Here is a 13,936-nt window from a genome sequence, read left to right as displayed (position 1 = left end):
GAGGAAAAAGACCTACTTTTATTTTGCGATGTGCTGAATGGTTCTTTAGGGTGATTTTTTTGGGTGTCTTTTTATTTATAATGAGGACATATAAAATCATCCATTTGTACGTTAATTTGGGAGAAAGGGGTGCGAAAGTTGGATTCTAGTCAAACACTTGCACTCGCTCAAAAGTTCCAAGAAGCCGCTGATGGCATTCGGCAGTCGAAGCAGCTACTTGAGAATCGGCTGAAGGCAGTTGGATCAGGCTGGCAAGGGGAAGCAAGAGATAAATTTGATCAAAGCTTTGAGGAAACAGTGACACGCTATGATCAATTTGAAAAGGACTTGCTTGAAACAAGTCAGGAACTGCGGGATGCTGCTGTTAAAATCGAGGAACGTAAAGCTGAAATCGCCAGAATGGAAGAGCTTGAGCGAAAAAGGCGAGAAGAACAGAGAGAAAGAAACCGAGAAGGGAGATGATGTGATGGCGCGTGACATTGTAGTAGATCCAGATCAGTTGACAGGGCTGGCGAATGATTTTGTAGGAGAGCTTTCGGCCATCGAAACAAAGCACCACGATTTACATAGTGAACTGGATGGCCTCATCCTAGGCTGTGATCCCCGTTATCGAAGCTGTTTTTCTGGAGTAGGAGATGCATGGGGTTCTGGACAAGCCTTAATGAGCAAATTGAGCAGTGACGACATTGCCATTCGTCATGCAACGGATAAAATGGTCGAAGCTGATGATATTTTAAGGAAAATGTACAGTCTGTATGATCAATATGGTACACTCACGAGCCTAGCTGGTATTGTGATGATGCAGGCAAAATACTATGGACTTGGCATGACGACCTTTATTAAAGAAAATGGCCGCTATGCTGCGCAGCATTCAAAGCTCCTTCTTGATGTGACCGGACGGGTAGAAGGAACGAGATTTGACCGGTTGGCAAGGATTTGGCTGAGTAAAAAAGAATTATTAAAACGATCCAATTGGTCGATGGCTGACCTGGTCCATAAGAAATTTACAAAATTTTATCCTAGCGATACAGTGGCGTTCACGAACAGTGTACGTGATTTCACAAAAGGAAGTATTAATTGGAAGGACACAGCTGGCATCAAGTCTGTTCTGAAAAATGGTGCAAGGTTTGCGAAAGGAAATGCCATCATTGCAACGGTCGTCACGGGTGCAACAGAAACGGTTGGCTGCGGTCTGAAAATTGCGGAGAACTATGCGGAATTTGGGGATCAGCCAGAAGTTCTCAAGCGTGAAAATGCAAAGGCTGTTGGAAATGCAGTGAATAATACGGTCTTTATTGCAGGCGGATCTGTTGCAGGTGCCGTGGTGGGCGGCGCTCTTGGAAGCTTTGCAGGACCGATTGGAACAGTCGTTGGCGGTGCGATAGGATCAGCAGTAGGTGGCTTTATTGGTGAAAAAGTCGCCAAGCTTACTTCTGGTTTTGCAGAACAGGTCGCAGTGAAATTAAAAGACCCAATTCATGCGGTTGTCGATAAAGGAAAAAAAGCATTTGAACTGGCAGGTCAAGGTGTTAAAGCAGTCAATGACACCATTGATCAAGCAAATCAGGTGATACATAAAGGAATAGAAAAAACAAAAGAAACCGCAGATTCGCTGTTGAAAGGTGCAGGTGATTTCTTGAAGGGCGCATTTTCTTTTGGATAAGGAGAGATCAAGTTGGATCAGCTAAGTCTAAGTATCGAGGAACTCATCTTTAGTTTTTACAGTGAAGGCTATTTTGAGCAAGGGATGTCTTTAAAGGAAGCCTATTATCCAGATGTAGAGGATGAACGTCTTGGATTTTTATTTGAAATTGCATGTCGCTCTTTGCTGGCAAAAGACGTGCTGGAATTCCGAAATAGACAATACCGTTATAAAGAAAAATACCGGCATTTCATTCAAGCCATGAACGATGCATCACATACCGTGAAAGCTTCAAGGTTTGGTGCATTAGATGAAGAGGTCAGTACGTCCTTTCATACGACTCAGGCAGGTGTGTATTCACACCATACGCTTTTTGATCAACAAGTGCATCAGATTCACAAACTAAAAGACGATCAGCAGACTGTGGAGCAAGTGACAACCTTTTTGAACATACACATGAGTGAACACCTTACACCAGTCATCAATTTGCAGGCGGAAGAATTTGAACTGCTGTTAGAACAAGCCAGTCAAGGGAATGAGGATTGCCCTTCTTTTCTAAATAAAGCAGAGAACCAAGAGCTTGTGCGGGCATTTGCTTCTGATGTAAGGGTCAGAAAAGGAAAAATGGATTCTTTGATGAAGGTCACTTATGATAAAAATAATACGCCGGATGTAGAGTCTATGATATTTGTTATTCCGGGGCAGAAGCATTCTTGGCTAGTGTCGGGCATGAAGGAAAATGAATTTCGGATAGAGACGGCTCATAGGGACGGATTACGTTCTATATTCTAATGGAGAAAAGGAGAATGGCGCTTGAATCCAAGTGAAGTAATAGAAGTGAGGAGCAGACCCTTTCTAAGAGTATGGGCATTCTTAGCAACGGGCGGGTTTGGCATCATCGGTATTTGGTTATTTTCAGAAGCTCTTACATTTGAATCGAATTATACGTTGTTTTTATTTTTAGGCGGATTATTAGGCATTGTCTATGGGTGGATCTCTTTTTTGATGATTCTTCCGGCTTTTACGAAGAGGGGAAATGTGATTTTTCGCATTCAGCGTGGAGAGAATGGCGCTGTTTTATACCGGCAACAAACAATCCCTTTTCAAGACATTCAATCTATTAATATGCGCAGGCATCGTTACAGTATCAGGGGATTTCTGTTCATGGATGTGCTCATTCGGAAAATGGATGGGAAATTGATCAAGATTCCGGCGTACAGTATTTTAGATGAAGAAGTATTTGAGCAAACGGTGAAACAAGACATTTATCCATATTTACATGAGACCGCCCAAGAGAATTGGAAACAGCAGCATGGTCATGGTGAAAAGCAGAATCAATAGATGTTTTCGCCATCATTCCATGAGGTGAGACGCCACTTTTTTTAAGAAATCGTGTATGATGTCAGTAAAGACTGAACAATCAAGAGGTGATGAGAGATGGACAAAGAAATGGTAATTGACCTCGTCACAGAACAAATGGCACGAATTCGAAAAGAAAAAGACTATACACAGGACCGCATGGCTGAGGTGCTTGGGCTATCCAAACGGCATTTGCAGCAGGTAGAAAAGAATCGTCTTCGCCTCAACTGGACGCAATCTGCGGCCGTATGTGCATTATTCAGGGATAGTGACATTTTAAAAGGGACACTTGGGGATGATCCGCTTGAGATTTTGGAAGTCGTCGCCCACGATGAATTGCATTTATCTGTTGAACGTACGATTGGCGGAAAGGTTTGGTGGCGGACGTCTGTGAGAAAAGGTACGTTTCGTCTCCAGCAAAATGTGCTAAGCCAGCATTACCGCATCTTAGATGATGAGAATTATCGCTATTATAGTTCCTTTAATAAAGAAGAAGCGAAGCGGCGGTTAGAGGAATTAAGTGAGCTGTCGTAAGCAGAAAAAGAGAGGTCCCTCTATGACAGGGACCTCTCTTTTTTGTGTTGTTTATACTTTCAGAGTGTTTTTCGCCCGAATAAAGGCAACAAGCTGTTTAATTTCTTCATCTGTTAGTGGAACGCCGTCTACATGGATGGTTCCTTCTTTTGCTTCCGTGAGTTCAACTTTGATATCAGAGATTTTGCGTTGTATCTCTGGCTCGTCCGTTCTACCAAGTAAAAAATCAATGGACGTATCATACAAATCAGCCAGCAGTTTCACTGCTTCAAGCGAAGGTCGTCGGTACCCAGATTCGTAACCGGCATAGGTGCTTTTGGCGATACCTAGGCGATCTGCCGTATGCTGGAGAGACCATTTTTTCTTTTTTCTAAGGGTGGTTAAACGATCGAGTATCATACATGAACGCTCCTTTATATACAACAACAGTATATCATATTTTGACAAAGAGTGTACGCGTTATGCGTAATAATTTCTTGATTAATTCGCGTTATGTGACTATAATGGCAATGAAGGTACGCGTAAAGCGTATATTATAGAATAGCACAAGCTGGCTTATAATATGTGTGACAAACGAAGTAATTTTACTGAAAGAGGTGGACCTGTTGAAGAAATTATTGCTTTTAACCACTGGTGGGACGATTGCATCTGTAGAAAGTGAAAATGGTTTAGCTCCAGGTGTTAAAGCTGAGGACCTTTTAAGCTATTTAAACGAAATTAATGCAGACTACACAATGGACACAAAGTCCCTAATGAGTATAGATAGTACCAATATGCAGCCTGAATACTGGGTTGATATCGCAACAGCCATTTATGAAAATTATGATCAATATGACGGATTTGTCGTCACGCATGGTACGGACACAATGGCCTATACATCAGCAGCACTATCGTATATGCTGCAAAATCCTGATAAGCCAATTGTCATTACAGGATCACAAATCCCAATTACGTTTAAGAAAACAGATGCGAAGAAAAACATTACAGATGCGATTCGTTTTGCATGTGACGGTGTTGGCGGCGTATACGTCGTGTTTGATGGCAGAGTCATTCAAGGAACTCGCGCAATCAAACTAAGAACGAAAAGCTACGATGCATTTGAAAGTATTAACTACCCATATATTGCATCGATTGAAAATCATCAAATTGAATACAATAGCAAAGTAAAAAGATCATCAATGAAACCGCTTAAATTAGATGCATCCTTGAACACAGACGTTTGTTTACTAAAACTGCATCCAGGACTGAAGCCTGAGTTTTTAGATTCAATCAAAGGGTTGTACAAAGGAGTCGTCATTGAAAGCTACGGCAGCGGCGGAATTCCTTTCGAAGGAAGAAACCTTTTAGAAAAAATCAACGAATTGCTGGAAGAAGGCATTTCTGTTGTGATCACCACTCAGTGTCTCGAAGAAGGAGAAGACATGAGTGTGTATGAAGTAGGACGTAAAATCAATCAAGAACTGGTTGCTCGTTCAAGAAACATGAACACAGAAGCCATCGTGCCAAAGCTCATGTGGGCATTAGGTAAAACAACAGATCCACGAGAAGTGAAAAAGATTATGGAAACGCCAATCGCAGAAGATTTAGTGATTTAACTATTCTATAGAAAGCAGGTCATACGAGATGGTTCAAGCAACTTATCGTTACGAGAAGGATTTTCTAGGTGAAAAAGAAATTCCCGCAGACGTGTATTATGGTGTTCAAACGCTTCGTGCAAAAGAGAATTTCCCAATTACAGGATATCGCATGCATGAAGAACTCATTCGAGCATTTGCCATCGTCAAAAAAGCAGCAGCTCAAGCCAACATGGAAGTCGGACGTTTATATGAAGGAATTGGAAATGCGATCGTTCAAGCTTCAGATGAAGTGATTGAAGGCAAACTCCATGAATATTTCATCGTAGACCCGATTCAAGGCGGCGCAGGAACGTCTATGAATATGAATGCCAATGAGGTCATTGGAAACAGAGCCCTCGAGATCATGGGACATCAAAAGGGCGAATACATTCATTTAAGTCCAAATACACATGTGAACATGTCACAATCGACAAATGATTCGTTCCCAACGGCGATCCATATTGCAGTGCTCAAGCAGTTAGACATTTTACTTGAGACGATGCAGGCCATGCAGGACGTATTTCAAAAGAAAGCAAAAGAATTCGATCATGTCATCAAAATGGGGCGTACTCATTTACAAGACGCTGTTCCGATCCGTTTAGGACAAGAGTTTGAAGCATACAGCCGTGTGCTCAGCCGTGATATTAAACGAATCAACCAATCAAAACAGCATTTATATGAAGTGAATATGGGTGCGACCGCTGTTGGGACAGGCCTCAATGCAGATCCTCGCTACATCGAAATCGTCGTGAAGAAGCTTGCTGATATTTCTGGACTGCCATTAGTAGGCGCAGAGCACCTCGTAGATGCGACGCAAAATACAGATGCATACACAGAAGTATCTGCTGCCTTAAAAGTATGCATGATGAACATGTCTAAAATTGCGAATGACCTTCGCTTAATGGCATCTGGCCCACGTGCAGGTCTTGCTGAGATTGCATTGCCAGCCCGTCAGCCGGGATCATCCATTATGCCTGGGAAAGTCAATCCAGTCATGGCAGAGCTCATTAACCAAATCGCATTCCAGGTCATTGGGAACGACCACACCATCTGTCTTGCTTCTGAAGCAGGCCAGCTTGAGTTAAATGTGATGGAGCCTGTTCTGGTCTTTAACTTGCTTCAATCTATTAGTATAATGAATAACGGATTCCGCTCATTCACAGATCACTGTTTAGCGGACATCGAAGCAAATGAAAAACGTTTGAAAGAATATGTCGAAAAAAGTGCAGGTGTCATTACTGCGGTAAACCCTCACTTAGGCTATGAAGCTGCGGCTAGAATCGCAAGAGAAGCCATTTTAACAGGACAATCGATCAGAGATCTTTGCCTGCAAAATGATGTGTTAACAGAAGAAGAACTTGATATTATTTTGAATCCTTACGAGATGACAAAGCCTGGCATTGCGGGTGCAGAGCTCCTAGAGCGATAATAATATCAAAAATTTTATTTTATTAATATGTTGAATTGCCTGTGAAAAAGAGAAAAACAGGCAATTCACTTTCTTTCGAATTGACACACTTTTTTCACAATATTTTGAAAACGCTTAACGCACGCACAAAGGGAGGAAACAAAATGAAAACACCACGTCTACCGTCTATTTTAGAAGTCGTGTCTGTACTTGGCTTATTTTTAGCAATTGTTTTATCATTCACTCTTTACTTCAAATTAGATATTCAGCTAGCATTGTTCATCTCATGGTTTATGGTTATTGCTTTAGGAATTCGTTTAGGGCATTCGTACAAAGACCTTCAAAATGCGATTACAAAAGGGATATCAAATGGATTAGAGGCTGTTTTAATCTTAATTGCAGTAGGTGCACTTGTTGGTACATGGATTGCTGGCGGTGTTGTACCCACGTTAATTTATTACGGACTGGAATTTATTCATCCTAATATCTTCTTATTAGCTACACTGATTATCTGTTCTATTATGTCTGTTGCTACTGGTACGTCTTGGGGTACAGTTGGAACAGCAGGTATTGCGATGATTGCGATTGGTGAAGGATTGGGTATCCCATTACCGATCGTAGCTGGGGCTGTTTTATCTGGCGCTTATTTTGGTGATAAATTATCTCCTTTATCTGATAGTACTGTGCTCGCTTCCTCTCTTTCAAAAGTGGACGTGCTGGCGCATGTAAGAGCCATGATGGTCTTATCCATACCTGCCTTTGTTATTACGGCTATTATGTTTACAATTACTGGATTTATGTATGGCGGAAGAAATATTGATCAAGATAAAGTAGAGTTTTTGAAACAAGCATTGCAGGATACATTCACGATTAATATTTGGATGATCATTCCGGCAGTCATTGTTGTCCTATTACTTGTATTGAAAAAACCGTCAATGCCTGTTATCGCAATTGGTGCACTGCTTGGGGCAGTCTGGGCGATGGCATTCCAAGGAATGAACCCAGCTGATGCGCTTGGTACAGCTTATAACGGCTTCTCTATTAATTCAGATGTAGATTTCTTAAATACACTGTTGAACCGTGGCGGTATTGTCAATATGTTAGGATCTCTAGTGGTCATTATTCTTGGACTTGGTTTTGGTGGAGTTCTTGAATACTTAGGCGTGTTAAAAGTGATCGTCGCAACATTCGAGAAAAAATTGCACAATGCAGGAAATGTGACACTGTCTACACTTGTAGTAGCATTCTTTGCGAATATCTTTGGTTGTGCAATGTATGTCTCATTAATTCTTACACCAAAAATCATGGAAAAAAGCTATGACAAATTAAAATTAGACAGACGTGTGTTATCTAGAAACTCTGAGGTTGGTGGAACACTTACGTCTGGTATGGTTCCATGGTCAGATAACGGAATTTACATGGCAGGGATTCTAGGCGTCTCGACATTCTCTTATTTACCATTTATGTGGCTGAGCTTTGTTGCCATTGGTCTTGCCATCATCTACGGATATACAGGGAAATTCATTTGGTACGTGAAAAATCAACAAGACTCAGAAGAATCGGCATCATAAGCCACTGCAAAAGCCGCCCCTCCCCCGGGCGGCTTTTGTTTGTCCTAGGACCGTAAGACTATGTGTGTTTCCAGAAGGGTGGTTGTGTATTTTGACCCCCTATAAAAGAGGGCTTAAGGTGTGGTGTGAAGCAGATTGAAAGCATATTTATACCATAAAAAGGGCACAAATCCCTATTCAAACATGAGTCTTTGAACCTTATAATAACAATATTGGAAAAAGTGCGATTCACCATTACGCTCGTTTAGAGGGACTCTAAGCAGCGTTTTTATTTTTGACAGGAGGAGGAACCCATATGAGCTTATCGGATATGCTGTCTGCCCTTAACGGTGGCATTTCAAATAAAAAGGCAGAGATCGAAGAGAAAATTGCTCGACTCAAAAAGGCAAAAAGTAAGATTGAACGTGAACAAGATGCCGCAGAAACAGACCTAAAACAAATCAAGCAGCCAAAGCTTGGGGCCTCTTGGAAAGGTGAGCGGAGCCAAGATTTCAAATCAGAACGAAATGAAGCGCATGATGCGTTGCAAACGATCGTAAGCGATAAATATCCACGCTACGTGAGCCGAATCGAATTCAAAATCAGTACACTAGAAGCAGAGCAGGCTGCCTTATCCTTTGCCAGCTCTTTAGCTGGAGATGCCGCACGTTTGGCTGAAAAAGGAGAAGACGCAGTAGAAGACGCAAAACGCTTGATCTCAAAAGCATGGAGCAGCTTGTAAGCGAGCTTCATGCTGAACCAATCTGGAGGATATCATAATGGGACAAATTAAGTTAAACTACCAAACAGTGATGGATAAACTAGATGAAGTCTCCCAAGCAGTTGAAGCTTTAACAATGAAAAAAGCAGCAGATAAAGCTGGTGAAAACAGCCTTGAATTTGTAACCAAATGGACGGCACGTGAAGCAGAGGTGGGCGAAATGGTCTCAAGCTTTAAAGAAGCCTTAATCAAAAACGTTCAGGATACACGCTCAAATGTGAAGACGCTAAAAGAACAGGATGAAGCGATTGCGGCAAAATCATAAGCCCCAATCGTTTTATTGATAGCGTAGCTGAGTACGATGTAAAATATAGTCGTAAAGACTCATATATAATTCGGGATTTATGACCTTAGATTATTCCGTTTTTCTTCCAAACACCATGTTAAAAGGACACCTTTTCCCTATTTAAGCCTAAGGCTTTTCACCTTATACTATACTTAATGAAAGCGAACGATAGAAATGTCAGGACTGGAAAAAGCAGATGATCTGCCCGGTTTCAAAAACGCTGACGCCGTGCTTTCTTATGAGGTCTAATAGAGGTGGATGACATGAGTTTATCCGAGATGCTGCACCATCTGCATATGGGGATTGAAAACAAACGTGCAGAATTTGACGAAATGATCTCTCGGTTAAAGACAGCCAAAAGTAATATTCGAACAGAACAAGATCTTGCGCAGTCTGACATAAAGGAAATCAAGAAGCCTGCTCTAGATTCGTCATGGAAAGGTGAGAGAGGAACGGACTTTCACCGTCATCGGAAAGAAGCCTATCACGTGCTGCACGACATTGTGAACAATGAGTATGAAACCTATATTACGGAGATAGACCAAAAAATTATGCACTTTGAGTTAAAAAAAATGGAACTCGCTGTCGCTAGTAATTTTGCAGGAAGAGCCCAAGATGTGATGGAAAAAGGCGAGGATTTTGCAAAGGATGTCAAACATTTAATTGAACGGGGCTGGAAAGCTCTTTAATAAAATAAACGAAACAGCCGGCTGAACAAGCGGCTGTTTTTTTTGGTTTAGTCACATCCGCCGCTACCACCTGAATCACCACCGCAGGAGGCATCAGAAGCGTGATGTGTATACGAATCAGTATAGTTACTGGTTGTTGAACTGTGATGTGCAGAATGCTTAGAAGATGAACGCTTATCTTTTGGTGTAAACATGTGGGCGGTAATGGCGCCTAAAGAAGCTAGTATGATGATGATAACAAACATGATGTATCCCTCCTCTTGTTTCATATTCATACGTTTGAGCCATAACAAAGTTCCCGGTCGGAAAGAAAAACTGGGCAAAGAGTTCTATTTTCGTTTATGATGATAGGCAAAAGTAATTGACCAAGGGAGGGGAGTCTATGTTATCTCTACGTCAGGAGGAGCTGTTGAGGCGGTTAATGCAGGCAGAGCAGGAGCTGACAGGTGAAGAAATTGCACGCCTGATAGGCGTCACATCACGAACAGTTCGAACAGATATGAAAGCGCTTAAATCAATATTAGAAGTACATGGGGCAACACTTCATATGAAACGTGGAGCAGGGTATACATTGACTGTCGAAGATTATGGAGCATTTCGTACTTTTTTGAAAAACTCAATGAGAGAAAGAAATGAAAAAAAGAATCAAGTTATTCCAAATCAGCCGGAGGATCGTATCTCTTATTTATTGAGAAGGCTTTTATTGTCCGAAGACTATATGAAATTAGATGAATTGGCCGAGGAATTATTTGTGAGTGAATCTACTGTGAAAAATGACCTGAAAGCAGTCAAGCATCTATTTTCTTTACATGGACTTTCTGTTGCACACCGACCTAAATATGGACTGAGGCTGAGTGGAGATGAAATGAAATTAAGGTATTGTCTAGCTGAGCATGTGTTTCAGCAAGAGCATCCGAACCCTGCCCTTTTACCTGAAGAAACGTATCAATTGATTCAAGATATGGTGCGTTCACGTACAAAGGCAAGCGGCCTTCATGTCTCAGAGATCGGTTTAAGCAACTTAGTGACACATATCGCCATTGCGTGCAAACGAATTGAAGAGAAAAAATTGGTGATGATGCCGGAAGGAGAACTCAAAGATATTCAAACACAGCCCGCTTTTCAAGTGGCGAGGCAAATGGCAGAAGATATGCGTCACGTACTCGGTATAGATTTTCCATTATCTGAAATGGCCTATATTGCGATTCATTTAATGGGGGCAAAAATGATGGCGTATGGAGAAACGGGACACACGCTATTTCACATGCTTGATGAAGAGCATTTCCGTTTAACTCATCAATTACTTGGTTATGTCGAAGAGCACATGTCACTTGATATTCAGACAGACAAGGAATTGATTGTGGGACTAAGTCTTCACCTGAGATCAGCGATTCATCGGTTCCGATATGATATGAACATCCGTAACCCCTATTTATCAGACATAAAAAGGCATTATCCGATTGCTTTTGAAGCAGGTGTCTATATGGGAAGATGGCTGAAGGAAAAAGAGAATGTAGAGATTCATGAAGATGAAATCGGATATTTGGCGCTGCATATTGGTGCTGCCATAGAGCGGACAAAAACTCAGACTGTGAGAAAAAAATGCTTGATTGTGTGCGCAACGGGTGTCGCGAGCAGTCAGCTTCTTCTCCATAAGCTGAAGGCCGCCTTTAGCGAAAGGCTAGAGATTGCTGGTACTGCAAGTGTCAGTGACCTTTTGTCGTATGACTTGAGAAGTATCGATTTGATCATTAGTACCATCCCGCTTCAGAACACACTACCTGTGCCAGTGATTGATGTACATACGATCCTCAGTGAAGACGATATGTTGAGGCTGAAACGATTTGTACAGGGGTCACAAGAAATGGGGGTCTTGCGATATATCAGTCCGAAGATGACTTTTTTTCAGCAAGATCTACAAACAAGGGAAGAGGTTCTTCAATTTTTCGTGAATGTATTGCAAGAACAAAACCGAATCCCGGATGATTTTGAACAGCTATTACTGGAAAGAGAGGAAGTGTCACCTACGTCGTTCGGTCATTTGGTCGCAATCCCTCACCCAATCAAACCGGCAACAGATGATACGTTTTGTGCGATCTGTACGTTGAGAAAACCAGTGTTGTGGGGCGACGATCGGGTACAGGTCGTCTGTTTGTTAAGTATACAGAAGACGTATCAGAAAGAATTGCAGTCACTTTATCAATTTCTTGTGCGTTTGACAGAGCAGAAGGAAGTGGTGGAGCAAATCATCAAAGCTGCTTCATTTGAAGAACTGACGGTGGCGCTGCACGTGTTGGAACAGCCAGATAAAAAAAAAGGACACCCATTTCCGCATCTGTGAGGAAAAAGATTAGATGTTAATGAAAGCGCTTTTAAAATAACATCAAAAAGGAGGATGATCACGAGTTTTTGTAAAGGGGGAGACGGATCATGAGCTTTAAAGAGAGAGCGGCCGACGTCATGGGACATGTCGCTTATCGTATTACAAATCAGAAATATATTATGGCGATTAAGCAAGCATTTGTCACATTAATGCCAATCATCATTACGGGGGCATTTGCTGTACTGGTCGCAAATATGATCATGAGCCCTGAAACGGGGCTTGCCCATTTTGAGATATTCAGGTTTTTAGCAGAGCTTCAGCCAATTATGAAGGCAATCAATTATGCCACGCTGAACTTTTTAACGATCGGGGCTGTGTTCCTCATCGGGATTGAGCTTGGGAAAATCAATGGACATAAATCATTATTCCCAGGATTAATGGCATTGATTTCATTTATATCCGTTATTCCGACGACACTTCTTCTTGAAGTCGATGGATCAATGCGTGAGGTTGTCGATGTGTTGGCGAGGCAATTCTCCGATCCAAAAAGCTTATTTTTGGGTATGATCATTGCCATCGTCTCTGTAGAGATCTTTTGTAAGCTTACCGAGGTGAAGTGGCTGCAAATTAAGATGCCAGATTCTGTTCCATCAAATGTGGCGACATCTTTTTCTTCACTTTTCCCATCAATTATTACGATTACAATCATTAGTTCATTCGGATTTGCGTTTCACCGTCTGACAGGCATTTATTTGCATGAAGCGGTGTATAACGTCGTGCAGCGTCCGCTTGAAAGTGTTGTGCAGGGACTGCCTGGTATTTTAACGTTAATGTTTGTGGCTCAATTTTTCTGGGTGATCGGTATTCATGGCAACCAAATGATTAAACCGATTCGCGAGCCGCTCTTATTAGGATCAATTGCAGTGAATATGACAGCATTTCAAGAGGGCAAAGAGATTCCGAATATTATCACGATGCCATTTTGGGATGTGTATATGAGCATTGGTGGTTCGGGTGTGACGATTGGTCTGTTGATCGCCATTTTTATAGCGGGTAGAAGGGAAGAGATGCGTAGCATTGCCAAGCTTTCATCGGGACCTGGACTGTTTAACATCAATGAACCAGTTATTTTCGGATTACCTGTCATGCTGAACCCTGTGATGGCGATTCCGTTTATTGTTACACCACTCGTGACAGGTACGATTGGCTATATCGCAACCGCTACAGGTTTTGCCGGGAAAGCGGTGGTGATGGTGCCGTGGACGACACCTCCGATTGTGAATGCTTGGCTGTCTACCGCTGGCAGTATGGGGGCTGTCATCACACAGCTCATCTGTATTGTTGTCGCTGTTTTTATCTATTTGCCTTTTGTCCTCTTGTCCAACCGGAAGCCAGAAGCAGCACCTGATTCAGAATAGAAGGAGGGCTCATGAATGAACATGCAATTTAGATGGTATGGCAAAGAAGATCCTGTCTCCCTTTCATATATTCGGCAAATTCCCGGCTTGAAAGGGATTGTCAGTGCCGTCTATGATGTGCCGGCTGGCGATCTGTGGCCGGAGGAAAGTATTGCTCATTTAAAAGCGGAAATCGAACGTCACGATCTTGCTTTTGAAGTCGTAGAAAGTCTCCCGGTCCATGAAGATATTAAGCTGGGAAAGCCTAGCCGGGATGTTTATATCGAGCATTATCAAGAAAATATCCGGCGATTAGCAAGGCATGGTGTGAAGGCCATTTGTTATAACTTC

At 42.0% G+C, this 13,936-nt stretch carries 16 protein-coding genes; 14 read left to right on the top strand and 2 right to left on the bottom strand.

Annotation, left to right across the window (positions count from 1 at the left end; genetic code table 11):
- Positions 1–138: 138 nt before the first annotated feature.
- From V7L95_RS06375 to V7L95_RS06355, 5 genes are all read left to right on the top strand, one after another.
- Positions 139–462, top strand: coding sequence for a WXG100 family type VII secretion target (locus tag V7L95_RS06375; RefSeq protein ID WP_340968530.1), 324 nt, complete (start codon positions 139–141; stop codon positions 460–462).
- A gap of 4 nt (positions 463–466) precedes the next feature.
- The gene (locus V7L95_RS06370; protein ID WP_017358662.1) at positions 467–1,663 is read left to right on the top strand and encodes a glycine zipper domain-containing protein; all 1,197 of its coding nucleotides are present in this window, start codon (positions 467–469) and stop codon (positions 1,661–1,663) included.
- A 12-nt stretch (positions 1,664–1,675) separates the two neighbouring features.
- Entirely contained in the window at positions 1,676–2,434 is a 759-nt protein-coding gene (locus V7L95_RS06365; RefSeq protein ID WP_340968527.1) for a hypothetical protein, read from the top strand.
- A 21-nt stretch (positions 2,435–2,455) separates the two neighbouring features.
- Positions 2,456–2,983: a YfjD family protein gene (locus V7L95_RS06360; RefSeq protein ID WP_340968524.1), complete on the top strand. Its 528-nt coding sequence runs from the start codon at positions 2,456–2,458 to the stop codon at positions 2,981–2,983.
- A 96-nt stretch (positions 2,984–3,079) separates the two neighbouring features.
- Positions 3,080–3,535 (top strand): helix-turn-helix transcriptional regulator, encoded by a 456-nt coding sequence (locus V7L95_RS06355; RefSeq protein WP_008345651.1) that lies wholly within the window; start codon positions 3,080–3,082, stop codon positions 3,533–3,535.
- Positions 3,536–3,586: 51 nt separating this feature from the next.
- Here V7L95_RS06355 and V7L95_RS06350 read toward each other — a convergent pair whose 3' ends face one another.
- Positions 3,587–3,934 (bottom strand): helix-turn-helix transcriptional regulator, encoded by a 348-nt coding sequence (locus tag V7L95_RS06350; protein WP_008345648.1) that lies wholly within the window; start codon positions 3,932–3,934, stop codon positions 3,587–3,589.
- Positions 3,935–4,140: 206 nt separating this feature from the next.
- Between V7L95_RS06350 and V7L95_RS06345 the strand changes: the two genes are divergently transcribed.
- The 6 genes from V7L95_RS06345 to V7L95_RS06320 all read left to right on the top strand — a co-directional run bounded on the left by V7L95_RS06345 (position 4,141) and on the right by V7L95_RS06320 (position 9,865).
- Complete coding sequence (locus tag V7L95_RS06345; protein WP_017358664.1) at positions 4,141–5,130, top strand: asparaginase; 990 nt, start codon at positions 4,141–4,143, stop codon at positions 5,128–5,130.
- 28 nt (positions 5,131–5,158) lie between these two features.
- Positions 5,159–6,580 carry an aspartate ammonia-lyase gene (gene aspA, locus V7L95_RS06340; RefSeq protein WP_008345644.1) on the top strand — a complete coding sequence of 474 codons (1,422 nt, stop codon included), beginning with the start codon at positions 5,159–5,161 and terminating at the stop codon, positions 6,578–6,580.
- Positions 6,581–6,723: 143 nt separating this feature from the next.
- Positions 6,724–8,130 (top strand): Na+/H+ antiporter NhaC, encoded by a 1,407-nt coding sequence (nhaC, locus tag V7L95_RS06335; protein WP_017358666.1) that lies wholly within the window; start codon positions 6,724–6,726, stop codon positions 8,128–8,130.
- A 295-nt stretch (positions 8,131–8,425) separates the two neighbouring features.
- Positions 8,426–8,851, top strand: coding sequence for a DUF5082 family protein (locus V7L95_RS06330; RefSeq protein WP_017358667.1), 426 nt, complete (start codon positions 8,426–8,428; stop codon positions 8,849–8,851).
- Between the two features lie 37 nt (positions 8,852–8,888).
- Positions 8,889–9,155, top strand: a complete 267-nt coding sequence (locus tag V7L95_RS06325; RefSeq protein ID WP_008345634.1) for a YwqI/YxiC family protein — start codon at positions 8,889–8,891, stop codon at positions 9,153–9,155.
- A gap of 284 nt (positions 9,156–9,439) precedes the next feature.
- Positions 9,440–9,865, top strand: a complete 426-nt coding sequence (locus V7L95_RS06320) for a DUF5082 family protein (protein WP_007497950.1) — start codon at positions 9,440–9,442, stop codon at positions 9,863–9,865.
- Between the two features lie 47 nt (positions 9,866–9,912).
- Here the strand turns inward: V7L95_RS06320 and V7L95_RS06315 are convergent, their stop codons facing one another.
- The gene (locus V7L95_RS06315; protein WP_017358669.1) at positions 9,913–10,110 is read right to left on the bottom strand and encodes a hypothetical protein; all 198 of its coding nucleotides are present in this window, start codon (positions 10,108–10,110) and stop codon (positions 9,913–9,915) included.
- Positions 10,111–10,247: 137 nt separating this feature from the next.
- On the opposite strand from V7L95_RS06315, the gene V7L95_RS06310 reads away from it, so the two are divergent.
- The 3 genes from V7L95_RS06310 to V7L95_RS06300 all read left to right on the top strand — a co-directional run.
- Entirely contained in the window at positions 10,248–12,206 is a 1,959-nt protein-coding gene (locus V7L95_RS06310) for a BglG family transcription antiterminator (protein WP_108611103.1), read from the top strand.
- Between the two features lie 89 nt (positions 12,207–12,295).
- Positions 12,296–13,606: a PTS transporter subunit EIIC gene (locus V7L95_RS06305; RefSeq protein ID WP_007497945.1), complete on the top strand. Its 1,311-nt coding sequence runs from the start codon at positions 12,296–12,298 to the stop codon at positions 13,604–13,606.
- 15 nt (positions 13,607–13,621) lie between these two features.
- Positions 13,622–13,936, top strand: a 315-nt coding sequence (locus tag V7L95_RS06300) for a mannonate dehydratase (protein ID WP_340968514.1), incomplete at its 3' end; no start/stop codon positions are given.

This window comes from Bacillus sp. PPSBB_11, from assembly GCF_038023285.1.
In the GTDB taxonomy this organism is placed as follows: domain Bacteria; phylum Bacillota; class Bacilli; order Bacillales; family Bacillaceae; genus Bacillus; species Bacillus altitudinis.
The sequence above is the reverse complement of the archived record's forward strand: the minus strand, read 5'-3'. Positions and strand labels throughout refer to the sequence as shown.